Below are 25,073 nucleotides of genomic sequence, written 5' to 3' on the forward strand. Positions count from 1 at the left end.
GGAAAGGGGGAGCGCGCCGGTGATCGCGTCGTCAGTGGTTCATCCAGGCGTCCGCACTGGTGGTCAGCGCCGTTACCCGCTCGTTGAAGTGCCCGCTCGCCAGCTCGCTGAGCGTGGTCGAGTCCAGTACGGCCCGCAGTGAGGCCCGTACCGCGACCCAGAGGGTCGGCAGGTGGTGGGTGGCGCCGCGGTATTCGGTGTCCTGTGGGCGCAGGCCCCGGACCTCCCAGAGCGGGCCGTCCACCGCCCGCATGATGTCGCCGATGGTGATGGCGTCACTGCCGCGGGACAGGAAATAGCCGCCCCGGGAGCCGCGCAGGCTGGTGATCAGGCCGGCCCGTCGCAGGTCGGCGAAGATCGCCTCCATGAACTTGCGGGGCAGGTCCTCCTGTTGGGCGACGGAATCGAGGGTGACCGGCTCGGCCGGGTCGGCGGTCGCCAGGTGCACCATCGCGCGGACGGCGTACTCGGTGCGCGCAGAGAGGTTCACAGCCGCATAGTAGTTGACGGCCTCACGCTCGGTGGTGAGCGACGGTCTGCCATCTCCGATCGGCATCGCCGGAGGTCGGGCCGACGGTGTCGCCGGCCGCGGTGAAGCCCTTGGCCCGGCCGGTGTCGGTGGGGCCCCACAGGGTCGTCGGGGTCTCCCGTCGGACCAGCGGGATGACCTCCTCGGCGAACCTGGCCAGTTGCTCGTCCTGGTGACCGGGCTCCAGGTGGTGGTTGAGGCTGAAGGACTGGACGTCGTGTCCGTACGCCCGGTGGTAGTCCAGGATCTTCTCGGCGATCCGCTCGGGTGACCCGACCAGGGCGGGGCCGTGGTCCACCGCCTCCTCGATGCTGCGGAACGAGGTGACCTTGCCGCGGGCCGCCGGATCGTGTCGGCGCCGGTCCGCGGCGCGGACCTGTCCCTCGTAGAGGGGCCGGTACTGCTCGATCGCCTGTTCGGTCGTGTCGGCGATGAACAGGGTGCCCGATCCCGCCCCGACGTACGCTGTGGCCGGGTCGTGGCCGTGGGCGATGTAGTGCTCGCGGTAGCGGTCGATGAGTTCCCGGTAGGCCTCGCGCGGCTGCAGCGCGTTGGCCGAGAAGATCGGGTCCCCCCACCGGGCGGCCAGGTCGACGGCGAAGGTCGAGGTGGCCGACCCGTGCCAGATCCGGAACGGCCCGTCGAACGGGCGCGGCAGGGTGGTGGCGTGTTCCAGTGGCGGGCGGTGGCGACCGGTCCAGGTGACGTCCTCCTCACTCAGGAGACGGCGCAGCAGGAGGTAGTTCTCCTCCAGGTACTCGTACTGCAAGCGGATGTCGCGCCCCAGGATCGGGTACTGCAGCACCTCGTTGCCCTTGCCGATGACGATTTCCAGGCGCCCTCGGGAGAGCTGGTCGACGGTGGCCAGGTCCTCGGCCACCCGCACCGGGTCCAGCAGCGAGAGCACGGTCACCCCGGTGCTCAGCAGGATCCGCTCGGTGCGGGCGGCGAGGGCACCCAGGATGACGGTCGGGGCCGAGGAGAGCACGTCGCCGGCGTGACGCTCGCCGATCGCGAAGGAGTCGATGCCGAGCCGCTCGGCGAGGACGGCGGTCTCGACCACCCGACGGAGCCGCTCGTCGGCCGGGACGCGTTCACCGGTGACGGGGTGGGCGGGGTTGAAGACGATGTCGAGCAGCTGGAAGCGCACGGTCGGGCACCTTTCGGTCGTGGGGACGGCCGCCGCCGGCGGTCGGTGAGGGGGTGGCGGGCGGAACGGGCGACGCCGACGGCTCCGGGGCGGGGTCGGTGGTGTCGTGGTGGCTCCGGCAACCGGCCAGGGCCCAGGAGAACAACTCGTGGAGGGCCTGCCCGGGGTGGTATGCCTCGGTCCCGGCGACCACCGGGAGGGCCAGAGTCCCGGTGAACTCGGTCGACACGGCGATCAGGGTCGTCCGTGCAGCGCTGTCGGCCATGGTGCTCCTGGGATGCGGGGGTCAGCGGTGGCCGGACCCTCGGACGGTGGTTGTCAGAAAAACCTACAGGTGGAATAGTGTATTGACAAGGCTTATGTACATCATTAGGTTCCCTTCTGCCTGGCGGTCCGGGAGCGAGCACCTTCGCCGGTCCCTGCGTCGCCTCGACCTCTCCCAGAACCAGAAGGATGCGAATCCATGGCCGTTCATCTCTCGACCCGTGTCGGCACTGCCGCGGCGCTGCTGGCGCTGTCGGGCCCTCTGCTGACCGCCTGCAGCACCGCGGGCGCGACCGCCGACGCCGCCGCCGACGCCCACCCGGTCGCCGGCGGCACGCTCCGCTACGGCCTGTCCCAGGCCCCCACCTGCGCCGACCCGGCGCAGTCGGGCACCAACCAGACGATCTACGTGACCCGTACGGTGGTCGACTCACTGACCGACCAGAATCCGAAGACCGGCGAGATCGTCCCGTGGCTCGCCGAGTCCTGGACCGTCTCCCCGGATGCGAAGACCTTCACCTTCAAGCTCCGCCCCGGGGTGACCTTCAGCGACGGGAGCGCGCTCGACGCGCAGGCGGTGAAGGCCAATTTCGACGCCATCACCAGCACCCTCAAGGCGAAGGCGCCGCTGGCGTCGAGCTACCTGGCCGGCTACCAGGGCAGCACCGCCGTCGATGCGCAGACCGTGGAGATCCGCTTCGACCGGCCCAACGCGCAGTTCCTCCAGGCCACCTCCACCTCACAGTTGGGTATCGTCTCCGCCGCCGACACCGCGAAGTCCGCCGAGGACCGGTGCGCCACGGTGGTCGGCTCCGGTCCGTTCGTCTACGACTCGTACGTCCAGGAGAAGTCGGCCAGCGTCGTCCGCCGGGCCGGCTACAACTGGGCCTCGTCGGCCGTCCACCACACCGGGGAGGCCTACCTCGACCGGATCGACTTCACCGTCGTACCGGAATCGGGCGTCCGCGCGGGCAGCGTGGCGTCCGGGCAGCTGGACGCCGGCTCCGATGCGCTCACCCAGGACGCACCGGTCATCCAGGGCGCCGGCGGCCGGATCCTCAGCGTGTCCAACCCGGGGGTCCCCTTCGGGTTCCAGCCGAACGTGCAGCGCGGCCCCCTGCAGGACCCGGCCGTACGACAGGCACTGATCAGCGCCGTGAACCGTCAGGAGCTCGTCGACACCGTCGTCGGGGCCGACTTCAAGCCCGCCACCTCGTCACTGGCCTCCAGCACCCCCGGCTACCGCGCCGTCGCCGCGGTGACGTACGACCCGGACAGGTCCCGGAAGATCCTGGACCAGGCCGGCTGGGTCCCTGGTGCGGACGGCATCCGGGTGAAGGACGGCCAGCGGCTGACGTTCAGCGTCAGCTTCACCTCGGTCTTCGCCGGCAACCAGGCGATCCTGGAGCTCGTCCAGCAGCAGTTCAAGGCGGTCGGGGTCGACCTGCAGCTGAAGCTGCAGACGACCGCGGAGAACACCGCGGCGCAGAACGCCAAGGACTTCGATGCCGTCTACTACAACTCCACCCGGGCCGACGGTGACATCCTCCGGACGACCTTCGGGGTCACCCAGGGGCGCAACTTCAACAACCGCACCGCGCCGACGCAGCTGGACGAGACGCTGGTCAACCAGCAGACCGCGACCGATGCGACCGAGCGCAACGCCGACCTGGCCACCGCGCAGCAGCAGGTGATCGACGAGGGGCTGTGGATCCCCACCATCGAGCTGTCCCAGGCGATCGGCGCCGCCGGCAAGGTGAAGGACCTCTCCTTCGACGCCTCCTCCCGGCTCACCTTCTACGACACCTGGCTGGGGGCCTGACCGATGGCCGGTTACCTGGTGCGGCGGCTGCTGCAGTCGGCCGGAGTCCTGTGGGCCGCCTTCACCCTCTCGTTCCTGATCCTCTACCTGCTGCCCTCCGATCCGATCAGCATGATGGTCGACGGGGTGGCGGAGGCCGGAACGCTCGACCCGGCGGCGACCGCCCAGCTGAAGGCCCGCTACGGCCTCGACCTGCCGGTCTGGCAGCAGTACCTGCAGAGCCTCCGGGGCGCGGTCGGCGGTGATCTCGGCCTGTCGATCACCACCGGCCGGCCGGTGACCGGGCTGATCGGGACGGCCCTGCCGAGCACCCTCGCACTGGCCGGCGCCGCGCTGGGCCTCGCCCTGCTGGCCGGGGCCGGGCTCGCCGTCGCGACGGCCTGGACCCGGTCGCGGCGCCTCAAGGCGTTCCTGCGGGCGCTGCCGCCGGTCTCCACCGCGCTGCCGACCTTCTGGGTCGGTCTGGTGTTGGTCCAGATCTTCTCGTTCGGACTGCGGCTCCTGCCGGCCTTCGGCGACTCCGCACCGGTGCACGTGATCCTGCCCGCCCTCACCCTCGCCCTGCCGACCGGGGCGGTGATCGCCCAGGTGCTCGGCGATGCGCTGGAGTCGACGCTGCACCGACCCTTCATCGCCACCGCCCGGGCCAAGGGCGTCAGCCGGCGCCGGATCCTCGGCCATCACGCCTTCCGGCCCGCGGCGGTGAACGCCCTGACGGTGGCCGGGGTCATCGTCGGCAACCTGCTGGCCGGCTCCGTCGTCGTCGAGACGGTCTTCGCGCGCAACGGTGTCGGTCGGCTCACCCAGCAGGCGGTCCTCACCCAGGACATCCCGGTGGTCCAGGGGGTGGTGATGCTCTGCGCGACAGTCTTCGTGGTGATCAACCTCGCCGTCGACCTGGCCTACCCGTTACTGGACCCGCGGATCTCCGCGGCATCCGGCCCGGCGGCGTCGGGTCCGGGCCGGCCCGCCGACCCGGCCGCGGTGGCTGCGCCCGCCACGACACCTCGGGACGAGGAGCTGGTCCATGCCTGAGACGGTCCTGCAGGCCCGCCAATCGGCGACCCCGGCCACCCCGGCTGTCCCGATCGCCGGTCCGACCCGCCGCCCGTCCCAGAGCGGGGGTCTGCGCGGTGCGCTGCCGACCTGGCTGGTCCGGCACGGCGGCACGGTCCTCGCCGGTGCGGTCCTGCTGCTGGTGATCACCGCGGCGGTGACGCCGCACCTGCTGGCGCCGGGGGATCCGTTGCTCAGCGTCCCGTCGCACCGGCTGCGACCACCCGGACCGCAGCACTGGTTCGGGACCGACCAGCTGGGCCGCGACCTCTACACCCGGATCGTGTACGGCGCCGGCCGATCGCTGACCGCCACCACCCTGGCCGTGGGGATCGCGCTGGGGGTCGGGTCCGTCCTGGGCCTGCTGGCCGGTGCCGTCGGGGGGACGGTCGACACGGTCCTGATGCGTACGGTCGACGTCCTGTTGTCCGTCCCGTCGCTGCTGTTGTCGCTGGCCCTGGTCACCGCCCTGGGCTTCGGCACCGTCAACGTGGCGATCGCGGTGGGCGTCTCGCTGGTCGCCAGCTTCGCCCGGGTGATGCGCTCGGAGGTCCTCCGCGTGAAGCACGCGCCCTACATCGAGGCCGCCCGGGCCTCGGGAGTGCGGCCGGCCGGCATCCTGGCGCGGCACATCCTGCCGAACTCGGTGCTGCCGGTGCTGTCACTGGCCGCGGTGGAGTTCGGCGGCGCCGTACTGGCCATCTCTGCCCTCAGCTTCCTCGGCTTCGGTGCGGCGCCACCGACACCCGAGTGGGGGTCGCTGATCGCCGACGGCCGCAACTACCTCGCCACCGCCTGGTGGCTCTCCACCTTGCCCGGTCTGGTGATCGTCGCCACCGTCCTCGCGGCGAACGTCCTCGCCCGGGCCCTGGCTCCGGAGGAACACCGATGACCGCGCCCTCGACCCGGCCGTTGCTGGCCATCGACGACCTGTCGGTGGCGTACGGACGGGGGGCGGTGCCGGCGGTCCGCGGCGTGAGCCTGACCGTCCGACCCGGCGAGGTGGTGGCCCTCGTCGGGGAGTCCGGCTCCGGCAAGTCGACCACCGCCCATGCGGTGCTGGGCCTGCTGCCGACGAGCGCCGTCACCGCCGGCGGCAGCGTCACCTTCGACGGTGACCGGCTCGACGGGGCGGGGGAGCGGGCGATGACGGCCATCCGCGGCCGCCGGATCGGATTCGTGCCGCAGGATCCGGGCACGTCGCTCAACCCGGTGCACACCGTCGGCGAGCAGATCGCGGAGGTGCTGCGGGTCCACCGGCTCGCGGATCGCCGAGCGGCCCGGGTCCGGGCCGTCGAGATCCTCGAGCGCGCCGGGATCGATGATCCTGCGCTGCGCGCCCGCCAGTACCCCCACCAGCTCTCCGGCGGCCAGCGCCAACGCGTCCTGATCGGGATCGCCACCGCCTGCTCACCGCAGCTGGTGGTCGCCGACGAGCCCACCTCGGCCCTGGACGTCACGGTCCAGCGCCGGATCCTCGACCATCTGGCGGAGATGACCCGGGCGATCGGCAGCGCGGTGCTGCTGATCACCCACGATCTGGCGGTGGCGTCCGATCGGGCGGATCGGGTGGTGGTGATGCGGGGCGGTGCCGTGGTGGAGCAGGGGCCGACCCGGGAGATCCTCGCCTCCCCGCGCCACGACTACACCCGCCGGCTCCTCGCCGCCGCACCGGGCATCGGCGCACACCGTCACCTCTCCGTCCACCGGCCGGCGCTGCCCGCCGGCGGGCCGGTGCTCCGCCTGGCCGGGATCCACAAGACCTTCGACCTGGGCCGTGGGATCCGGCTGCCCGCGGTCCGCGGGATCGACCTCGAGGTCCCCCGCGGCGGCACGCTGGCGGTGGTCGGGGAATCCGGCTCGGGCAAGTCGACCACCGCGCGGATCGCGATGCGCCTGGAACAGCCGGATCGCGGCAGCGTCGAGTTCGACGGGCGACCGATCACCCTGCTGCGCGGCACCGCCCTGCGTGCCCTGCGCCGGCGGATCCAGATCGTCCAACAGAACCCGTACGCCTCGCTGGACCCCCGGATGACGATCGGTGCCATCATCGCCGAACCGCTGCGGGCCTTCGGGCTCGGCGAACGGGCGTCCCGCGCCCGCGTCGTCCACGACCTGGCGGCCTCGGTGGCGCTGGACCCCGAGCATCTGGACCGCCGGCCGGCGGAACTCTCCGGCGGGCAGCGACAGCGCGTCGCCATCGCCCGCGCCCTGGCCCCTGGCCCGGACCTGCTCGTTCTCGACGAGCCGGTCTCCGCCCTCGACGTGTCCGTCCAGGCCCGCATCCTCGAGCTGCTCGAACGACTGCAACGGGAACGCGGCCTGAGCTACCTCTTCATCACCCACGACCTGGCGGTCGCCCGGCGGATCGCCGACCGGGTCGCGGTGATGCGGGCCGGGGTGGTCGTCGAGCACGGCCCGGCCGCCGAGGTCTTCGACCATCCGACCGACGACTACACCCGCGCCCTGCTGGACGCCATCCCCGGAAAGGCCTTCGACCATGCCGTCCACTCCTGACCCCGCCTCCTGGCGACCTCAGCCCTCGCCCCGGCCATACCCGCTGGTCGGCGTCGACCTGCCCGGTGCCGGCGCCCATCCGCAGGCCTGGCGCCGGGAGGACTCCCGCGCCGAGGAGCTCTTCGGCCCCCGCTACTGGGCCGATCTCACCGGCCGGCTCGACGCGGCCGGGGCCGACATCGCCTTCTTCCCGGACCGGTTCGGCGTGGCGAGCGGCCCGGGCACGGTCCGCGGACGGCTGGAGGCGCTCGGCACCGCGGCCCGGCTCTCGACGACCACGCGACGGATCGGGTTGGTCCCGACCCAGACGACCACCCACACCGAACCGTTCCACGTGGCCAAGGCGGTGCAGAGCTTGGACCACACCACCCGGGGTCGCGCCGGGTGGCAGGTTGATGTCTCTGCCGACCCGGCCGGCTACCGGCTCTTCGGCCGCAAGGAGGTCCAGGATCCCGCTGACCTGTGGGACGAGGCCGCGGAGGTGATCGAGGTGGCCTCCCGGCTGTGGGACTCGTGGGAGGACGACGCCGAGATCCGCGACGTCGCGACCGGCCGCTTCGTCGACCGGGAGAAGCTCCACTACATCGACTTCGTCGGCCGGCACTTCTCGGTGAAGGGCCCCTCCATCACCCCCCGGTCCCCGCAGGGCCGGCCGGTCGTCGTCATCGCCGTCACCGATCAGGCCTCCCGGGCGGTGGCGGTGCGCACCGCGGACATCATCCGGGTGGCCGCGGACGACGTCGACGCCGCGGAGGCCCTCGCCGGTGAGCTCCGCCGGGAGGCGGGTGACCGGGAGCTGCGCATCCTGCTCGACGTCGACGCCCACGTCGACGCCGACGAGGCGACCGCGATCCGTGAGCTCGCCCAGTTGGAGGAATGGGCCGGGGAGCCCTACCGCGGCCGGACCCTGCTCCGGGTCGGCTCCGCTGCTTCGCTGGTCGGGCTGATCACCGACGTCGGGGCCCGGCCCCCGCTGGACGGGGTGGTGCTGCGTCCGCTGGCACTGGCCGGCGGTGTCACTGTCCTGACCCAGCACGTCCTGCCGGCGCTCCGCCCGCCGGAGCTCGCCCGCGACGACACCACTCTGCGGGAGCTGCTCGGGCTGAGCCGCCCGGCGAACCGTTACGCAGCCTGAGGAGACCACCGACCATGACACCACGCCCGAAGCAGATCCACCTCGCCGCGCACTTCCCCGGGGTGAACAACACGACCGTGTGGACCGACCCACGGTCCCGCAGCCAGATCGACATCGACTCCTTCGTGCATCTGGCCCGCAAGGCCGAGGAGGGCCTGTTCGACTTCTTCTTCCTGGCCGAGGGGCTGCGGTTGCGCGAGCAGGGCAACCGGATCTTCGATCTGGACGTCGTCGGACGACCCGACACCTTCACCGTCCTGCAGGCGATCGCCGGGGTGACCACCCGGCTCGGCCTGGCCGCCACGATCAACACCACGTTCAACGAGCCGTACGAGCTGGCCAAGCAGTTCGCTACCCTCGACCATCTGTCCGAGGGGCGGGCGGCGTGGAACATCGTCACCTCCCCCGATGCGTTCACCGGTGAGAACTTCCGCCGCGGCGGCTTCCTCGACTACGGTCTGCGCTACGACCGGGCGGCCGCCGTGGTGTCGGCCGCCCGCCGGCTGTGGGACAGCTGGGGTCGCCCGCCGCGGATCGACCGGGCCGCCGGTGTCTTCGCCGCCGACGAGGACCTGGCCCCGGTGGACCTCCATGACGGCCACGTCGACATCACCGGCCGGTTCGAAGTGCCGCGGTCACCACAGGGCCAGCCGGTGCTGCTGCAGGCCGGGGACTCGTCGGCGGGCCGCGAGTTCGCGGCCGGCCACGCCGAGGTGATCTTCTCCCGGCACGGCACCCTCGCCGACGGCCAGGCGTTCTATGCCGACGTCAAGCGGCGGCTGCCGGCGTACGGCCGGCACGCCGACGACCTCAAGATCCTGCCCGGCGTGTCGGTCGTGCTCGGCGACACCCGTCAGGAGGCCGAGGACAACGCCCGCCGGATCGCCCGCCAACAGGTCGGCCCGCAGACGGCGATCGCCTTCCTGGAACAGGTGTGGGGGACCGACCTCAGCGGCTACGACCCGGACGGTCCGCTGCCCGCCGTCGATCCCTCGCCACACGCGACGATCACCCGCGGACGGGTGCGTCACGACCGGGATCCGGTCGCGGTGGCCGCCGCCTGGCGAGCCCGGGCGGAGACCGAGGGGTTGAGCATCCGGGACCTGGTCATCGCCGAGACCCACCGCCAGCAGTTCGTCGGCACCGCCGACCAGGTGGCCGACGAGATGAACCGGTACGTGCAGTCCGACGCCTGCGACGGCTTCATCCTGGTTCCGCACCTGACCCCCGGCGGTCTGGACGACGTCATCGACCGGGTGGTGCCCCGGCTCCAGGACCGGGGCGTGTTCCGTACGTCGTATGAGGGCGCCACCCTGCGCGATCTGCTCGGATCGCGCCCCGCGGTGTCGTTCGCTGCTGTCCCGTCGGGTCCGTCTGCGGCATCGGGTCCCGGGGATCCGGGTCCCGCGGCATCGTCGACCGGCCGGCGCGGCCCGGTGGGGGTCCGCGGATGAGCACCGTGCCGCTGTCCGTGCTCGACCTCGCCCCGATCGCCGAGGGCTCGACCGCCCGCCAGGCGCTGCGCAACACCCTCGACCTCGCCCGCCGGGCCGAGGTCTGGGGGTATCGCCGCTACTGGGTGGCCGAGCACCACTTCGTTGCGGTGGCCTCCTCCTCGCCGGCCGTGCTGGCCGGTGCCATCGCGGCGGCCACCTCGCGGATCAGGGTCGGCGTGGCCGCTGTCCAGCTCGGCTACACCACCGCCGCCGCGATCGCCGAATCCTTCGGCACCCTGGAGGCACTCCACCCGGGGCGGATCGATCTCGGTATCGGCCGGTCCGGACAGCGCAAGGCCGAGGCCGCCGCGGCGCGCGCCGGGGACAGCCCGGCGCGGCGGCAGCCCCCGGTGCCCCGGGCGACCCGGATCGTGGACGGGGTGGTCGTGCCGCCGCCGGTCCCGCTGGATGCGCTGTTCGCTGCTCCCCGGACGGCGGCTACCTTCGGGGTGCTCCAGCAGGCCGGGGCGGCGAGCCCGGACTTCGAGACCCAGGTCGACGACATCCTGGCGTTCTTCCGCGGTGAGTTCCGCACCCGGGAGGGGGTCGCCTTCGAGGCCACCCCGGCCACCGGCGAACACCCGGAGCTGTGGGTGTTCGGCAGCAGTGCCGGCCCGTCGGCTGCGTTGGCGGGCCGCCTGGGCTTGCCGTTCGGGGCCAACTACCACGTCAGCCCGTCGTCCACCCTGGAGGCTGTCGCGGCCTATCGCGACGCCTTCCGGCCGTCCGCTGTGTTGGCGGAGCCGTACGTCGTCGTCTCCGCCGACGTGGTGGTGGCCGACTCGGACGACCGGGCCCGGGAGCTCGCCTCCACCTACGGGCACTGGGCCTATTCGATCCGCTGCGGAGAGGGGGCCCGGCCCTACCCGGACCCTTCCCGGGCCCGCGCGCTGACCGCGGCGGAGGAGGCGGTCGTCGCCGACCGGCTGGTCACCCAGTTCGTCGGGACCGGTCCCACGGTGGTCGAGCGGCTGGAGGCGCTCCGTACCGCCACCGGCGCCGATGAGCTCGTGGTGACCTCGATGACGCACGACCACCGCGACCGGCTGCGATCCTTCGAGCTGCTCGCCCGGGCCTGGGGACTGTGATCGCGGGCCGGGCGCGATGGGGGCCCGGCCCCGCGTACGTTCCGGCCCCGCGTACGCTCCGGGGCGACGGGACGCTCCCCGAGGCGCGGGCGGACCGGGCACCGGCACGGGCGGGGTGGCGGAGTGGCGGGATCGCCGGGACGGCTGCGCGTGCCGCGGGGACGTGGTTGGATCAAACCTGCACGGGAACCGTGATATCTTGACGTCAAGAGAAAACTGTCGAGGGAGCTGTATTCATGAGCGTCAACAGCCTGGGTGCCAAGGCCGGCCTGGAGGTCAACGGCACGAACTACGAGATCTTTCGTCTGGACGCGGTCGAGGGCTCCGAGCACCTCCCGTACTCCCTGAAGGTCCTGCTGGAGAACCTGCTCCGCACCGAGGACGGCGCCAACATCACCGCCGACGACATCAAGGCTCTGGCGGCCTGGGATCCGGACGCCCAGCCGAGCAAGGAGATCCAGTTCACCCCGGCCCGGGTGATCATGCAGGACTTCACCGGCGTGCCGTGCGTGGTGGACCTGGCGACCATGCGTGAGGCGATCACCGACCTCGGTGGCGACCCGGCCAAGGTCAACCCGCTCTCCCCGGCCGAGATGGTGATCGACCACTCCGTCATCGTCGAGCACTTCGGCACCCCCGAGGCTTTCGCGCAGAACGTGGACGTCGAGTACCAGCGCAACCGCGAGCGCTACCAGTTCCTCCGCTGGGGCCAGACTGCCTTCGACGACTTCAAGGTGGTCCCCCCGGGCACCGGCATCGTGCACCAGGTCAACATCGAGAACCTCGCCCGGGTGGTCTTCCCCCGTGAGGTCAACGGTGTCCTGCAGGCCTACCCCGACACCTGCGTCGGCACCGACTCGCACACCACCATGGTCAACGGCCTCGGCGTCGTCGGCTGGGGCGTCGGTGGCATCGAGGCCGAGGCAGCGATGCTCGGCCAGCCGGTCTCCATGCTGATCCCGCGCGTCGTCGGCTTCAAGCTCACCGGCTCGCTCAACGAGGGCGTCACCGCCACCGACCTGGTCCTCACCATCACCGAGATGCTGCGCAAGCACGGCGTGGTCGGCAAGTTCGTCGAGTTCTACGGCGAGGGCCTCGCCTCCATCCCGCTGGCCAACCGCGCCACCATCGGCAACATGTCGCCGGAGTACGGCTCCACCATCGCGGTGTTCCCGATCGACGACCACACCATCGACTACCTCCGGCTCACCGGCCGCTCCGAGGATCAGATCGCGCTGGTCGAGGCGTACGCCAAGACCCAGGGCCTGTGGCTCGACACCACGCACGAGGCCAAGTACTCCGAGTACCTCGAGCTGGACCTGTCGACGGTGGTCCCGTCGATCTCCGGCCCGAAGCGCCCGCAGGACCGCATCCTGCTGTCGGAGGCCAAGGCCAAGTTCGAGCAGACGGTGCCCTCCTACACCGAGGACCCGAAGGCCACCGTGCCGGTCACCCTGGCCGACGGCACCTCGTTCGATCTGCCGAACGGTGCGGTGACCGTCGCCGCGATCACCTCCTGCACCAACACCTCCAACCCGTCGGTGATGCTCGGCGCGGCCCTGGTCGCCAAGAAGGCCGTCGAGAAGGGCCTGACGCCGAAGCCGTGGGTGAAGACCTCGGTCGCCCCCGGCTCGCAGGTCGTCACCGACTACTACGAGAAGTCCGGGCTGCAGCAGTACCTCGACACCCTGAAGTTCAACACCGTCGGCTACGGCTGCACCACCTGCATCGGCAACACCGGCCCGCTGATCCCCGAGGTCTCGGCGGCCGTCAACGACAACGACATGGCGGTCACCGCGGTGCTCTCGGGCAACCGCAACTTCGAGGGCCGGATCAGCCCCGACGTGAAGATGAACTACCTCGCCTCGCCGATGCTGGTCATCGCGTACGCCCTGGCCGGCACGATGGACATCGACCTGAACAACGAGCCGATCGGCCGGGACCCGAAGGACTGCAGCGACGTCTACCTGCGTGACATCTGGCCCACCCAGGCCGAGATCGACGAGGTCGTCGCCTCCTCCATCTCCCCGGAGATGTTCACCAAGGACTACGCCGACGTCTTCAAGGGCGACGAGCGCTGGCGTTCGCTGCCCACCCCGGAGGGCAAGACCTTCACCTGGGACCAGGCCTCCACCTACGTCCGCAAGGCCCCGTACTTCGACGGCATGCCGGAGACCCCCGAGCCGGTCGGCGACATCACCGGCGCCCGCGTCCTGCTGAAGCTCGGCGACTCGGTGACTACCGACCACATCTCGCCGGCCGGCAACATCAAGGCCGACTCGCCGGCCGGCACGTACCTCGCGGGCCACGGTGTGGAGCGCAAGGACTTCAACTCGTACGGCTCCCGGCGCGGCAACCACGAGGTGATGATCCGCGGCACCTTCGCCAACATCCGGCTCCGCAACCAGATCGCCCCGGGCACCGAGGGTGGCTTCACCCGCGACTTCACCCAGGCCGAGGGTCCGGTGACCACCGTGTTCGACGCCTCCGAGGCCTACCGCGCCGCCGGCACCCCGCTGGTCGTCCTGGGCGGCAAGGAGTACGGCTCGGGCTCGTCCCGTGACTGGGCCGCCAAGGGCACCATGCTGCTGGGCGTCAAGGCCGTCATCGTCGAGTCGTACGAGCGCATCCACCGCTCGAACCTGATCGGCATGGGTGTCCTTCCGCTGCAGTTCCCGGCCGGCGAGTCGCACGAGTCGCTCGGCCTGACCGGTGAGGAGACCTTCGACATCTCCGGTGTCGCGGAGCTCAACACCGGGGTCACCCCGAAGACGGTGCAGGTGACCGCCACCCGTCCCGACGGCTCGGTCGTCGAGTTCGAGGCCGTGGTGCGGATCGACACCCCCGGTGAGGCCGACTACTACCGCAACGGCGGCATCCTGCAGTACGTGCTGCGGCACATGAAGGCCGCTGCCTGAACGAGGGCAGCCTGATCCTCGGCGTCGGCTGAGGGCAGCAGATCGTACCGAGGCTGGGGCCGGTCGGGTGGGAGACCATCCGACCGGCCCCGCCAGGTGTCCGGCGGGTGCTCACACGGTGGTCGTCGACCGGCTGTGCGTTCCCGCGGGGTGTTCCTCCGGGGCCGTCACCGGACAGCGGCCGGTTGCGGCGCTAGCGTGGAGCCGTGACGCCGCGCATCCCGAGCCACGACGCCGGTCTGGCCCCCACCTTCCGTGCGTTCGTCGACGCCCTGCAAGCCGTCGACCCGCGCCTGGTCGAGCGCTTCTTCGTGCCCGGTGAGCAGACCCTGCTCGGTCGCGCCGGCGGCATGGTGGTGGGCTTCGGCTCGGTGGTGGAGGCGGTCCGCGCTGATCCACTGCCGGCGATCGAGGGGCTGGTGCAGACCCATCAGCGTGAGATCGGGCCCGAGGGCACCCTGATCACCCTCACCCACCGCGCCCCCGGCGGGGGCCGCGGAGTGATGACGCTGCTGTGGGAGGACACCCCGGAGGGCTGGCGGATCGCCTCCGCGCAGGTCGACACGCCGACCCTGGCGATCGATCCTCGGATCTGGCGCGAGGCCGGCACCCCGCTGCTGGAACCGCAGGGCTCGGGCCGTCTCGACGGACTCGGGGTGGCCCTTGCCGACGTCATCCGGGTCGCCGGGCATCGTACCGGTCTGGGCAACAGCGCCGTGCTCGAAGTCTCGGCGCCCGCCGCCACCTCCGCCTCCGTGGTCACCACCACCCTGCGGGCCGGGGCGTCGCTGGTCGGCCTGGCCCAACTGGAGGAACTCGCCCTGGGCGGCACCGGCGCGGGACAGGCGGGAATGCCGGTCAACGCCCGGGCGGTCGACCGGATCCCGGGTGGGGCGATGTCCGGGGCGACCACCGCCGTTGCCCACGGCCAGGCCGACATCGCCCTCGGCACCGACAGCGGTGGCTCCCTGCTGGTGCCCGCCTCGTACCAGGGCCTCTTCGGCCTGCGGTCCACCCACGGATCGGTACCCACCGACGGGGTCACCACCGTCGCCCCGTCGCTCGACACCATCGCCTGGGCCACCCGGGACCTGGACACTCTCGGCGTCGTCACCGAGGCGCTGCTGCCCGAGGCCGGCCGCCGGGAACCCGACGAGGTGCTGCTCTGCCCCGATCTGCTCCGGGTCGCCGATCCCGATGTGGTCCGGGCCATCGACGCGATCACCGGCCGATGGGACAACGGGGTGCTGCCGCTGCGGATGGTCGATCTGCCCCGGAGCACCGTGGCCGGCTGGGGAGACACCTTCCGCGACGTCCGTGACCTCGAGGCCGCTGCACAGTACGGCGACTGGGCTCTGGTCCATCCGGACGACCTGGGCCAGGAGCCGGAGGCGGTGCTGCGATCCGGGCGCGCGCTGGCGGCCGACGGGGCCGACCGGGTGCGTCGCGCCCAGGCCGCCGCCCGGGCGTCGGTCGCCGAGGCGATCGGCAACGGTGTGCTGGTCGTCCCCACCACCGCGACCGTCGCGCCGACCCGCGATCTGGGCGGGGCGGCCGGCCGCCGCGGACGGCAGCGTACGACCCTGCTCTCGGCGATCGCGCCACTCGGCAGTCTCCCCGCGTTGACCATCCCGCTGGCGACCCGCCGCCGGCTTCCCGCGGGGCTGAGCCTGGTCGGCCCGATGGGCAGCGACCACGCCCTGGTGGCGCTCACCCGTCGGCTGCTGGCCGGGGCGCGGTCGGCCTTCGCCTAGCATTGTCGGGGTGCCCGCCCTGCTGACCTCGCCCGCCGTGCGGCTGGGGCTGTCGGTGGCAGTGGCGACCGGCCTGTACGGCGTCTCCTTCGGCGCCCTCGCGGTCGCCTCCGGCCTGTCGGTCTGGCAGGCCTGCGCGCTGTCGTTGCTGATGTTCACCGGCGGGTCGCAGTTCGCCTTCATCGGGACGATCGCCGGCGGCGGGGCCGGCGCCACGGCGACGCTCGCCGCGACACTGCTGGGGGTCCGCAACGCCGTCTACGGCGTGTCGATGAACGCCCTGCTCCGGCCGCGGGGCTGGCACCGGTTCGTCGCCGCCCAGGTGACCATCGACGAGTCGACCGCGGTGGGCTCCAGCCAGGTCGAGCCGACCGAGATCCGCCGGGGCTTCTGGACCGCCGGCCTCGGGGTCTTCGTGCTGTGGAATGCGTTCACCCTGGTCGGCGCGCTGATCGGCGCCGCGCTGGGTGATCCCCGGGTCTGGGGCCTGGACGGGGCCGCCGTGGCCGCCTTCCTCGGCCTGCTCTGGCCGCGGCTGCGTCGCCGCGAGGCCGGCTCGATCGCCGTGGTGTGTGGCCTGGTCACCGCGCTGGCCACGCCGTTCGTGCCGGCCGGGATCCCGATCCTCGCGGCCGCGGTGGTGGCGGTGCTATGGGCGCTGTGGGGCCCCGGCCACCCGCGGACGACAGCGGAGGAGCGGTGATGAGTGCCTGGGGATGGGTGCTGCTGGCCTGCCTGGCGGCGTACGGCCTGAAGCTGTCGGGCTACCTGGTGCCCGACCGGGTGCTGGAGCACCCGGCGATGACCCGGCTGACGACGGTGCTCACCATCGGCCTGCTGTCCGCCCTGGTGGTGATGAACACCTTCGCCCACGGCACCGCGCTGGTGCTGGACGCCCGGGTGGTCGCTCTGCTGGTCGCGGCGGTGGCGTTGGCGCTGCGCGCCCCGTTCCTGGTCGTGGTGATCCTCGGCGCGGTCGCTGCCGCGGTGACCCGGCTGCTCGGCTGGGGCTGACCGGGCCCACCGGTCGGGCGCGGACTCAGCCCAGGCGGGTGAAGGCCCGCGCCCCCCAGCCGCGCAGGACCACGGACAGCACCAGGACGGCGGTCGTGGTCGTCCCGAGCAGCACCAGCAGCGCGCCGGTGGCGCCGAGCAGCGGTGCGGTCAGCAGGCCGACGGTGGTCAGTACCACGGCTCCCACGAAGCCCGCCAGCATCGCCACCAGCACGCTCACGCTCTGCTTGACCACCACGGCGTCACTGGGGGCGTCCAGCACCGGCCAGACCAGGTTGGCCACCAGTCCGGCCTCCGCGACCAGCAGGGTGACCAGGGCGCCGGTCAGCAGGATCAGCGCCGCGTCGAGCGGACCCGCCCCGGTCACCACGGCCAGCACCACGCCGGCCGGGACCATCGCCGGCAGCACGACCAGTACGTTGAGCGCGGCCTTCGCCGCCAGCACCAGCAGCGGATCGATCGGGGCTCCGCGCAGGATCCACAGCCGGTCGCCCTCCAGGGAGATGCTCGGGGCCGTCGTACAGGTCAGCGCGAGCGGGACCGCGAGGGCGACGGCGGCAAGGACCGGCAGCGGGAGGTGCAGAGCACCTGCCATCGCCCGCACCTCGGCCGGGAGCCCGCCGGCGACGACGAGCCAGCCGGCACCGACGAGGAGCATGACGACCCCGAAGCCGCTGTTCACCAGGTACACGGTGCTGGTGAAGAACCGGTGCGCCTCCCGTCGCAGCAGGGCACGGAACGGGGAACGGACGACCAGCCCGGCAAGGTCGGCACGGTGGGCGGTCGGCGCGGTGTCCCGCCGTCCGGCCAGCAGCGGGACGTACGCGGCCGCGAGCAGCCAGCCGACCGCCAGCAGCGGCCCGATCCCCACCGCGAGGAGGACGGCCGCAGCGCGCGGTGACCCGTCGAGGGCCAGGTCGCGCAGCGCCATGAACCCCCAGGCCCAGGTCCGCAGCACGGTACGGACCGCGGCGGGGTCGGCGAGCAGCAGGTCCTGGACCTGTCGGACGGCCGGGACCAGACCCAGCGTCGCCGCCACCGTGACCACCAGGATCGCGACGTTGACGGCGGCTCGGCCGCGGCGCCGCGGCGTGACCACGGTGACCGCCAGGGCGAGCGCCACCGACACGGCGGTCACCGCCAGCGCGAGCAGGATCGCGCCGACCAGGAGCGCGGGCCAGTACCAGGCCCGGACCGTGACGTGGGCGGCGCACACGATGCCGGTCGGCACCACGGCGACCACCAGGAAGAGGACGTTCTGCAGGGCCACCGCAGCCAGCTTCGCCAGCGCGATGGTGCGAGGGCGGATCGGTTGGGCGAGCAGCAGCGTGTCGTCCCGGCCACCCAGCACCGATCGGCTGGCCCCGAAGGTGCCCGCCGAGACGGCGCCGACCGCGGTCAGCGCCGGCATGATCACCAGCACCAGGTCGGCGGCGCCGGCCGGCTCGAGCAGTGCCGTCAGGCCGGCGGAGTAGAGCGCGCTGAGACCGGCCGTGGCCAGTGCCACGATCGTCACCAGGACGGCCACCGACCAGCGGCGCCGGGTCGTCCGCCGGCCGCCCATCCCGACCAGCAGGCCCCACAACTGGACCCGGGTGAGCGCCAGGACCGGGGTCATCGGAGGTCCCCCTGCAGCTCCAGGAAGACGTCCTCCAGTGAGGCGTCGCCGACCACCCGGGCGGTCGGCCCGCTGATCACCAGCCGGCCACGGCGGATGATCGCGATGTCGTCGCACAGGCTCTGGGCGACCTCGAGGACATGGGTGGAGAAGAGGACCGCGCCGCCGTCGTGGCACAGCGCCCGCAGCTGCCCCTTGAGGGTGTGCGAGGCGAGCGGGTCGAGGCCGACGAAGGGCTCGTCGAGCAGCAGCAGCCGCGGCCGGCGCAGGAAGGCGCTGATCAGCGCCAGCTTCTGCTTCATGCCGTGGCTGTAGCCGCCGATCACCCCACCGAGGTCGTCGGTGAGGTCGTACGCCTCGGCGTAGCTGGCGATCCGGTCCAGGCGCTCGGCCCGGGGGATCCGGTGCAGGTCGGCGATGAAGCCCAGGAAGTCCAGCCCGGTCATGAAGTCGTAGAGATCCGGGTTGTCCGGGAGGAAGGCGGTGATCCGCTTGGCGGCGATCGGGTCGGCGCGGACGTCGTGCTCGCCGATGGTGATGGTGCCGGTGGTGAACGGCAGGATGCCCGCCGCGGCCCGCAGGGTGGTCGACTTGCCGGCGCCGTTGTGGCCGATGAACCCGGTGATCTGCCCGTCGGGGACACTCAGGGTCAGGTCGTCGACCGCGAGCGTGGTGCCGAAGCGGTGGGTGAGGTGCGAGATCTCCAGCATCGGAGCCTTCCTTCGGGGTACGTCGAGCCGTCTGCCGGTGCCGTTCGTCGGACAGCACCGAGAGTATCGGACAACCAGTTAGCTTGTGATACATGATACCTGGTGGTGGTGCCCGGTGGCGGAGGCTGTGAGTGTGCCGGTGAAGCCTCGAAAGTCGAGTATCGAGGGGGCGGCGCCCTAGACTGATCTGCATGCCATTGTTGGAGAGGATCCAGGGTCCGGCGGACCTGCGAGACCTGACCCGCACCGAAATGGACGAGCTGGCCGCGGAGATCCGTGACTTCCTCATCACCCACGTGAGCCGCACCGGCGGCCACCTGGGACCCAATCTCGGTGTGGTCGAGCTGACCCTGGCGGTGCACCGCACCTTCACCTCGCCGCACGACCCGATCGTGTTCGACACCGGGCACCAGAGCTACGTGCACAAGATCCTCACCGGGCGCCAGGGCGGCTTCGACCGGCTCCGTCAGCTCGGCGGACTGTCGGGCTACCCGAGCCGGGAGGAGTCCGTGCACGACTGGGTGGAGAACTCCCACGCGTCGGCCGCGCTGTCCTGGGCCGAGGGGATGGCCAAGGCGCTCAAGCTCAAGGGGGAGACGGACCGTACGGTCGTCGCCTTCGTCGGCGACGGGGCGCTGACCGGCGGCATGGCGTGGGAGGCCCTCAACAACATTGCCGTCCAGGACGACCTGCGCCTGGTCATCGTGGTGAACGACAACGGACGCTCCTACACCCCGACCGTGGGCGGGCTGGCCCAGCACCTCGCCGTGATGCGCACCGATCGCCGCTACGAGGACCTGCTCGACATGATCAAGCGCAACATCAGCCGGACCCCGCTGGTCGGCCGGCCGGCGTACGAGCTCCTGCACGGGCTCAAGACCGGACTCAAGGACGTGTTGGCGCCGCAGGGTCTCTTCGCCGACCTGGGCCTGAAGTACGTCGGGCCGATCGACGGCCACGACGAGCCCGCCGTGGAGCGGGCCCTGGCCCAGGCGAAGGACTTCGGTGGGCCGGTGATCGTGCACTGTCTCACCCAGAAGGGGCACGGCTTCCGGGCGGCGGAGCAGAACGAGGAGGACCGGTTCCACGCCATCGGCCAGATCGATGCGCACACCGGCGAACCGCTGTCCAGCATCGTCACGGCGACCTGGACCGACATCTTCGCCGAGGAACTGGTTCGGATCGGCGGCCGGCGCGACGACGTGGTGGCCATCACCGCGGCGATGCTGCATCCGACCGGCCTCAACCGGTTCGCGGCGACCTTCCCGGACCGTACGTTCGACGTGGGCATCGCTGAGCAGCACGCGGTGACCTCCGCCGCGGGGATGGCGGCGATGGGGCTGCACCCGGTGGTCGCGGTCTACTCGACCTTCCTCAACCGGGCCTTCGACCAGGTGCTGATGGACGTCGGTCTGCACCGGGCCGGAGTCACCTTCGTCCTCGACCGGGCCGGTATCACCGGCAGCGACGGTGCCAGCCACAACGGCATGTGGGACCTGTCGGTGTTCCAGATCGTGCCGGGCATGCACATGGCGGCACCGCGGGACGCCCAGCGGCTCCGGGAGGCCCTGAACGCGGCGGTCGACATCGACGACGCCCCGTCGCTGGTCCGGTTCTCCAAGGACAAACTGCCCGACGACATCGACGCGATCAGCCACCACGGCGCGGTCGATGTGCTCTACGCCTCCGCGGGGCGGCCGCGGGTGCTCGTCGTGGCGTACGGCCAGCTGGTCGGAACGGGTCTCGATGTGGGCCGGCGCCTCACCCAGCAGGGCATCCCGGCCACCGTCGTCGACCCGGTCTGGGCGCTCCCGGTGGGGGACGACCTCCTCGATCTGGTCGCCGACCATGACCTGGTGGTCACCATCGAGGACAACTGCGTCGTCGGGGGCGTGGGTGCCCGGCTCGAGCAGGTGATGACCGACCGGGAGATCACCACGCCGGTGCAGGCCTTCGGGATCCCCGATCGCTACCTGGCGCAGGGGTCACGCGGACAGATCCTGGCCGATCTCGGGCTGACCGGCCAGGACATCGCCCGGTCGGTGGTCGAGCACATGCTGCGGCTGGACCGGCCGTCGGTGGATTCCCCGATCGATCCGAGCCGGCTGCAGGACTCCCAGTAGGGCCGACGGCAGATTCCCGGTAGCGGGGTGAATCGGCCGGGCGCCGCCATCACTCGGCCAGCGCCGCCGCCAGCCCCTCCCGGGTCAGCTCCCGCTGCCAGCGGCGGGCGCCGGCGGCAGCGAGCCGTTCGTCCACCGCGACCGGGGTGACGGAGCGGGGCGGCTCCCAGCACAGCTGGTGCCAGGTGTCGGGGGCGAGCAGGTTCTCCGGTGGCACGGTGTGCTGTTCGGCGATCCGGTGCAGCACTTCCCGGGCCGCGGTGAAGCGGGCGTACGCCTCGGGGTTGTGCCCCTGCCAGGTGCGGGGGGCGCCGTGGCCCCGCCGCGGGGGACGGACCGCCGGATAGTCCTCCGGGGCCATCGTCTCGACCCGGCGCACCGCGTCGGACCACACGGTGAGATAGCGCTTGGTGACACCCTTGCGGAAGCCGGAGAGCTCGGACAGGTTGCCGGCGGTCAGCCCGGGCCGGACGGCGGCGGCGATGATCACCCGATCGTTGAGGATCCGGCCGGGTGCCTTGTCCCGGCGGGCGGCGATCCCCTCGCGGGCTTCCCACAGCTCGCGGACCAGGGCGAGTTGGCGGCGGCCGTGGACGTCGTGGATGCCGGAGACCCGCCGCCACGGCTCCTCGCGCGGCGGGCGGGGCCGCTCCGCGTCCTCGACGAGGTAGGCGAACTCCTGGCGGGCCCACTCGTCCTTGCCGGCGGCGACCAGCTCGGTGGCCATGGCGTCGCGCAGCTCGCTGAGCAGCTCGACGTCGAGGGCGGCGTACACCAGCCAGTCCTCCGGTAGCGGCCGGGTGGACCAGTCGGCCGCGGAATGCTCCTTGAGCAGGTGCACCCCACAGAACTGCTCGGCCATCGCGCCCAGTGACACCTTCGGATAGCCGAGCAGCCGGCCGGCGAGTTCGGTGTCGAACAACCGATCGGGCTTCAGGCCGACCTCTACCAGACAGGGCAGGTCCTGGGTCGCGGCGTGGATCACCCACTCCGCCTCGGCGACCGCCTCGCGCAGCCCGGACAGGTCGGCCAGCTCATCCTCGGGGGCGAGCGCGACCGGGTCGAGCAGGAAGGTGCCCGCCCCGGCGCGCCGCAACTGGATCAGCCACGCCTTGGGGGAGTAGCGGAAGCCGTGCGCGCGTTCGGTGTCGATGCCGATCGGGCCCTGCCCCTCGGCCAGGGCCTCGACCATCGCCTCGTAGCCGGCGTCGGTGTCGGTGACCGGGGGAGTGCCGTCGCGCGGGGTGAGCAGGGTGGGGAGTCCGTTGTCGGGATCGTCCATGTCAGCGTTCCTGCCGGCGCTGCCGCAGCGGGGTCATCATCACGACACCCTCGGGCAGTGGGGGGATGCCACAGGTGTCGCAGAGCAGTTCGGCGAACGCGTCCAGATGGGCCGTGATGCCACCGCCGTCCCCGTCGAGCAGGGGGGTCCAGGAGGCCCGGATCTCCATCTCGGCCTGCGGTGGCTGCTCCTCGAGCGCCCCGAACGAGCGGCTCCAGGTGCAGGCCACGTTCCCGCTCGGCGCGACATAGGCCGCGTCATGGGATCCGAGTGCCTCCAGCAACCAGGACCAGCCGACCTCGGCGAGCATCGTGTCGGTCACCATTTCCGGGTCCACCTCCCCCTTGGCGTACGCGACCACGCGGAAGGCCCCCTGCCAGGACTCGACCCCTTCGGGATCGTGCAGGATTACCAGTCGCCCGGTGCCGAGCTCCTGATCGCGCAGGGTGAGGTCCGCGGAGACGGCGACGGCGTACGGCGCGACCCGCTGCGGCGAGGGGATCTCCTCGATCGTCACACCGGGGCGCCACCGATGCGCCCTCAGGTCGGCAACCACCCGCTGGAACGGGGTCGGCGCTGCCGTGGGGTCGGGATGAACTGCCACCCCTGTAGGCTATGCTGCCCGGTCGCCCGACCTTCACGCGACTCGCCGGATCCCCCGGGGCATCGTCGCCGCCCGCAGATCGGGCCCCGGTCGGGCACCCAGCGGGGGCGCCGGCCGGGGCCGGCACGGGGCGGAACGGGACGTCCTGGACCCGTGACCGCTGCGCGGCACGGCCGGACGGACGCCGGTCGGGCACTCGGCGCGGCGTGCGAGGATGGCCGGGTGACAGACATCCCCAGCCTGCTGGCCGCCGCCGCCCGAGAGCAGGGGAACGCCCTCCCCGTGTGGTTCATGCGTCAGGCCGGGCGGTCCCTGCCGGAGTACCGGGCCGTCCGTGAGGGCATCCCGATGCTGGAGTCCTGCCGGCGTCCCGAGCTGGTGACCGAGATCACCCTGCAGCCCGTCCGGCGTCACGATGTGGACGCCGCGATCTTCTTCTCCGACATCATGGTGCCGCTGGCCGCCGCCGGGGTGGAGCTGGAGATCAGGGCGGGGGTGGGCCCGGTGATCGCCGAGCCGATCCGCACAGCGCAACAGATCCGCGCGCTGCCGGACCTGGATCCGGGGTCGATCCCCGACATCGCCGAGGCGATCCGGGCGATCCGCGCCGAACTCCCGCCGCACAAGGCGCTGATCGGCTTCGCCGGGGCGCCGTTCACCCTCGCCTCCTATCTGATCGAGGGCGGGCCCAGCAAGGACTATGCGCGGACCAAGGGCCTGATGGCCGCCGAACCGATGCTGTGGGACGAGCTGTGCGCCAAGCTGGCCCGGATCTCGGCCACCTTCCTGCGGGTGCAGATCGACGCCGGTGCCCAGGCCGTCCAGTTGTTCGACTCTTGGGTCGGCAGCCTGGCACCGTACGACTATGCGACGCGGGTGGAGCCGCATTCGGCCCAGGTGCTGTCCCGGGTGGCGGATGTGCCACGGATCCACTTCGGGGTCGGCACCGGGGAGCTGCTGCGGCTGATGGGTGCCGCCGGGGCCGATGTCGTGGGCGTCGACTGGCGGGTGCCGCTCGACGAGGCGACCCGGCGGATCGGCCCGGGCCGCGCCGTCCAGGGCAACCTCGACCCGGCCCTGCTGGCGGCGCCGTGGGAGGTCATCGCCGAGCGGACCCGCGACGTCATCCGGGCCGGCGCCGAGGCGCCCGGCCATATCTTCAACCTCGGCCACGGGGTGCCGGCCGGCACCGACCCCGACGTGCTGACCCGTCTGGTGGCCTTCGTGCACCAGGAGGGCCCGGCCCTGCGGGCCGAGGCCCTGGCCCGCTGAACCCGTCCATCTCCAGAGAGGCACCGCCGTGAAGAAGGCGCGCGAGATCAACGACACCATCCGTTACACCATGTGGTCCGTGTTCCGGCGGACCGACCCCGGCATCGGGGTCGCCGCGGCCCAGGAGGCGCTGACCGCGCTGGCCGGGTACGAGAGCGAGGATGCCGACCTGGTGATCCGGGGCTGGTACGACGTATCGGGTTTCCGGGCGGACGCCGATGTGATGGTGTGGTGGCACGCCCCCCGGATCGAGACCCTGCAGGCCGCGTACAACACGCTGCGGGCCTCGCGGCTGGGTCGTACGCTCGAGCCGGTTTGGTCGCAGGTGGCGCTGCACCGCCCCGCCGAGTTCAACAAGGGCCACGTCCCGGCCTTCATGGCCGAGGAGGAGGCCCATCCATACCTTGTCGTGTACCCGTTCGTCCGTTCACTGGAGTGGTACCTGCTGCCCGACGAGGAGCGGCGGCGGCTGCTGGCCGAGCACGGCATGATGGCCCGCGACTACCCCGACGTCCGGGCGAATACCGTCTCGTCGTTCGCGCTGGGCGATTACGAGTGGATCCTGGCCTTCGAGGCTGATGAACTGCACCGGATCGTCGACCTGATGCGTCACCTGCGCGGCGCCGAGGCCCGTCGGCACACCCGTCTGGAGATCCCGTTCTACACCGGGCGCCGCTACGAGCTGTCCGAACTCGTCGACCGCTGGGACCCGGCCCTCTGA

The 25,073-nt window shown here is 72.0% G+C and carries 20 protein-coding genes; 14 read left to right on the plus strand and 6 right to left on the minus strand.

Translation table 11 applies throughout. The features are described 5' to 3' along the window. Positions 1-31 precede the first annotated feature (31 nt). On the minus strand, positions 32-490 hold the full coding sequence (locus R0145_RS07600) for an Rrf2 family transcriptional regulator (RefSeq protein ID WP_317839748.1): 459 nt from the start codon (positions 488-490) through the stop codon (positions 32-34). Positions 491-512: 22 nt separating this feature from the next. Further along, a complete protein-coding gene (locus R0145_RS07605) occupies positions 513-1,679 on the minus strand; it encodes an LLM class flavin-dependent oxidoreductase (RefSeq protein WP_317839749.1) in 1,167 nt (388 codons plus the stop codon). A 463-nt stretch (positions 1,680-2,142) separates the two neighbouring features. On the opposite strand from R0145_RS07605, the gene R0145_RS07610 reads away from it, so the two are divergent. The 11 genes from R0145_RS07610 to R0145_RS07660 all read left to right on the plus strand — a co-directional run bounded on the left by R0145_RS07610 (position 2,143) and on the right by R0145_RS07660 (position 16,743). After that, entirely contained in the window at positions 2,143-3,765 is a 1,623-nt protein-coding gene (locus R0145_RS07610) for an ABC transporter substrate-binding protein (RefSeq protein WP_317839750.1), read from the plus strand. A 3-nt stretch (positions 3,766-3,768) separates the two neighbouring features. Next, positions 3,769-4,800, plus strand: a complete 1,032-nt coding sequence (locus R0145_RS07615; RefSeq protein ID WP_317839752.1) for an ABC transporter permease — start codon at positions 3,769-3,771, stop codon at positions 4,798-4,800. After that, entirely contained in the window at positions 4,793-5,713 is a 921-nt protein-coding gene (locus R0145_RS07620) for an ABC transporter permease (protein WP_317839753.1), read from the plus strand. The genes R0145_RS07615 and R0145_RS07620 overlap by 8 nt, the downstream gene beginning before the upstream one ends. Then, a complete protein-coding gene (locus tag R0145_RS07625; protein ID WP_317839754.1) occupies positions 5,710-7,338 on the plus strand; it encodes an ABC transporter ATP-binding protein in 1,629 nt (542 codons plus the stop codon). Before R0145_RS07620 ends, R0145_RS07625 begins: the two co-directional genes overlap by 4 nt. Further along, positions 7,322-8,473, plus strand: a complete 1,152-nt coding sequence (locus tag R0145_RS07630) for an LLM class flavin-dependent oxidoreductase (RefSeq protein WP_317839755.1) — start codon at positions 7,322-7,324, stop codon at positions 8,471-8,473. The genes R0145_RS07625 and R0145_RS07630 overlap by 17 nt, the downstream gene beginning before the upstream one ends. Before the next feature lie 14 nt (positions 8,474-8,487). Continuing rightward, positions 8,488-9,927 (plus strand): NtaA/DmoA family FMN-dependent monooxygenase, encoded by a 1,440-nt coding sequence (locus R0145_RS07635; RefSeq protein ID WP_317839756.1) that lies wholly within the window; start codon positions 8,488-8,490, stop codon positions 9,925-9,927. Further along, on the plus strand, positions 9,924-11,057 hold the full coding sequence (locus R0145_RS07640) for an LLM class flavin-dependent oxidoreductase (protein ID WP_317839758.1): 1,134 nt from the start codon (positions 9,924-9,926) through the stop codon (positions 11,055-11,057). Before R0145_RS07635 ends, R0145_RS07640 begins: the two co-directional genes overlap by 4 nt. Before the next feature lie 236 nt (positions 11,058-11,293). Then, complete coding sequence (gene acnA, locus R0145_RS07645; RefSeq protein WP_317839759.1) at positions 11,294-13,975, plus strand: aconitate hydratase AcnA; 2,682 nt, start codon at positions 11,294-11,296, stop codon at positions 13,973-13,975. Positions 13,976-14,181: 206 nt separating this feature from the next. Beyond that, positions 14,182-15,729, plus strand: coding sequence for an amidase family protein (locus R0145_RS07650; protein ID WP_317839760.1), 1,548 nt, complete (start codon positions 14,182-14,184; stop codon positions 15,727-15,729). A 10-nt stretch (positions 15,730-15,739) separates the two neighbouring features. Next, the gene (locus R0145_RS07655; protein ID WP_317839761.1) at positions 15,740-16,432 is read left to right on the plus strand and encodes an AzlC family ABC transporter permease; all 693 of its coding nucleotides are present in this window, start codon (positions 15,740-15,742) and stop codon (positions 16,430-16,432) included. Further along, complete coding sequence (locus tag R0145_RS07660) at positions 16,432-16,743, plus strand: AzlD domain-containing protein (protein WP_317839762.1); 312 nt, start codon at positions 16,432-16,434, stop codon at positions 16,741-16,743. The genes R0145_RS07655 and R0145_RS07660 overlap by 1 nt, the downstream gene beginning before the upstream one ends. 25 nt (positions 16,744-16,768) lie before the next feature. On the opposite strand, the gene R0145_RS07665 is transcribed toward R0145_RS07660, so the two are convergent. Both R0145_RS07665 and R0145_RS07670 read right to left on the minus strand, forming a co-directional pair. Beyond that, on the minus strand, positions 16,769-18,361 hold the full coding sequence (locus R0145_RS07665; protein ID WP_317839763.1) for a hypothetical protein: 1,593 nt from the start codon (positions 18,359-18,361) through the stop codon (positions 16,769-16,771). Beyond that, a complete protein-coding gene (locus R0145_RS07670; RefSeq protein ID WP_317839764.1) occupies positions 18,358-19,071 on the minus strand; it encodes an ABC transporter ATP-binding protein in 714 nt (237 codons plus the stop codon). The genes R0145_RS07665 and R0145_RS07670 overlap by 4 nt, the downstream gene beginning before the upstream one ends. Before the next feature lie 191 nt (positions 19,072-19,262). On the opposite strand from R0145_RS07670, the gene dxs reads away from it, so the two are divergent. Further along, a complete protein-coding gene (gene dxs, locus R0145_RS07675) occupies positions 19,263-21,194 on the plus strand; it encodes a 1-deoxy-D-xylulose-5-phosphate synthase (protein WP_317839765.1) in 1,932 nt (643 codons plus the stop codon). Between the two features lie 49 nt (positions 21,195-21,243). On the opposite strand, the gene R0145_RS07680 is transcribed toward dxs, so the two are convergent. Further along, positions 21,244-22,476, minus strand: a complete 1,233-nt coding sequence (locus R0145_RS07680) for an HRDC domain-containing protein (protein ID WP_317839766.1) — start codon at positions 22,474-22,476, stop codon at positions 21,244-21,246. Between the two features lies 1 nt (position 22,477). After that, on the minus strand, positions 22,478-23,080 hold the full coding sequence (locus R0145_RS07685; protein WP_317839767.1) for a DUF3000 domain-containing protein: 603 nt from the start codon (positions 23,078-23,080) through the stop codon (positions 22,478-22,480). 222 nt (positions 23,081-23,302) lie between these two features. Between R0145_RS07685 and hemE the strand changes: the two genes are divergently transcribed. Both hemE and hemQ read left to right on the plus strand, forming a co-directional pair. Then, a complete protein-coding gene (hemE, locus tag R0145_RS07690) occupies positions 23,303-24,352 on the plus strand; it encodes a uroporphyrinogen decarboxylase (RefSeq protein ID WP_317839768.1) in 1,050 nt (349 codons plus the stop codon). 28 nt (positions 24,353-24,380) lie between these two features. Continuing rightward, the gene (gene hemQ, locus R0145_RS07695) at positions 24,381-25,073 is read left to right on the plus strand and encodes a hydrogen peroxide-dependent heme synthase (protein WP_317839769.1); all 693 of its coding nucleotides are present in this window, start codon (positions 24,381-24,383) and stop codon (positions 25,071-25,073) included.

This window comes from Raineyella sp. W15-4, assembly GCF_033170155.1.
Lineage (GTDB): Bacteria > Actinomycetota > Actinomycetes > Propionibacteriales > Propionibacteriaceae > Raineyella.

Coding starts and splice junctions, on each gene's coding strand:
- R0145_RS07610 (WP_317839750.1), top strand. CDS start 2,143: ATGGCCGTTCATCTCTCGACCCGTGTCGGCACTGCCGCGGCGCTGCTG.
- R0145_RS07615 (WP_317839752.1), top strand. CDS start 3,769: ATGGCCGGTTACCTGGTGCGGCGGCTGCTGCAGTCGGCCGGAGTCCTG.
- R0145_RS07620 (WP_317839753.1), top strand. CDS start 4,793: ATGCCTGAGACGGTCCTGCAGGCCCGCCAATCGGCGACCCCGGCCACC.
- R0145_RS07625 (WP_317839754.1), top strand. CDS start 5,710: ATGACCGCGCCCTCGACCCGGCCGTTGCTGGCCATCGACGACCTGTCG.
- R0145_RS07630 (WP_317839755.1), top strand. CDS start 7,322: ATGCCGTCCACTCCTGACCCCGCCTCCTGGCGACCTCAGCCCTCGCCC.
- R0145_RS07635 (WP_317839756.1), top strand. CDS start 8,488: ATGACACCACGCCCGAAGCAGATCCACCTCGCCGCGCACTTCCCCGGG.
- R0145_RS07640 (WP_317839758.1), top strand. CDS start 9,924: ATGAGCACCGTGCCGCTGTCCGTGCTCGACCTCGCCCCGATCGCCGAG.
- acnA (WP_317839759.1), top strand. CDS start 11,294: ATGAGCGTCAACAGCCTGGGTGCCAAGGCCGGCCTGGAGGTCAACGGC.
- R0145_RS07660 (WP_317839762.1), top strand. CDS start 16,432: ATGAGTGCCTGGGGATGGGTGCTGCTGGCCTGCCTGGCGGCGTACGGC.
- R0145_RS07665 (WP_317839763.1), bottom strand. CDS start 18,361: ATGACCCCGGTCCTGGCGCTCACCCGGGTCCAGTTGTGGGGCCTGCTG.
- R0145_RS07670 (WP_317839764.1), bottom strand. CDS start 19,071: ATGCTGGAGATCTCGCACCTCACCCACCGCTTCGGCACCACGCTCGCG.
- dxs (WP_317839765.1), top strand. CDS start 19,263: ATGCCATTGTTGGAGAGGATCCAGGGTCCGGCGGACCTGCGAGACCTG.
- R0145_RS07680 (WP_317839766.1), bottom strand. CDS start 22,476: ATGGACGATCCCGACAACGGACTCCCCACCCTGCTCACCCCGCGCGAC.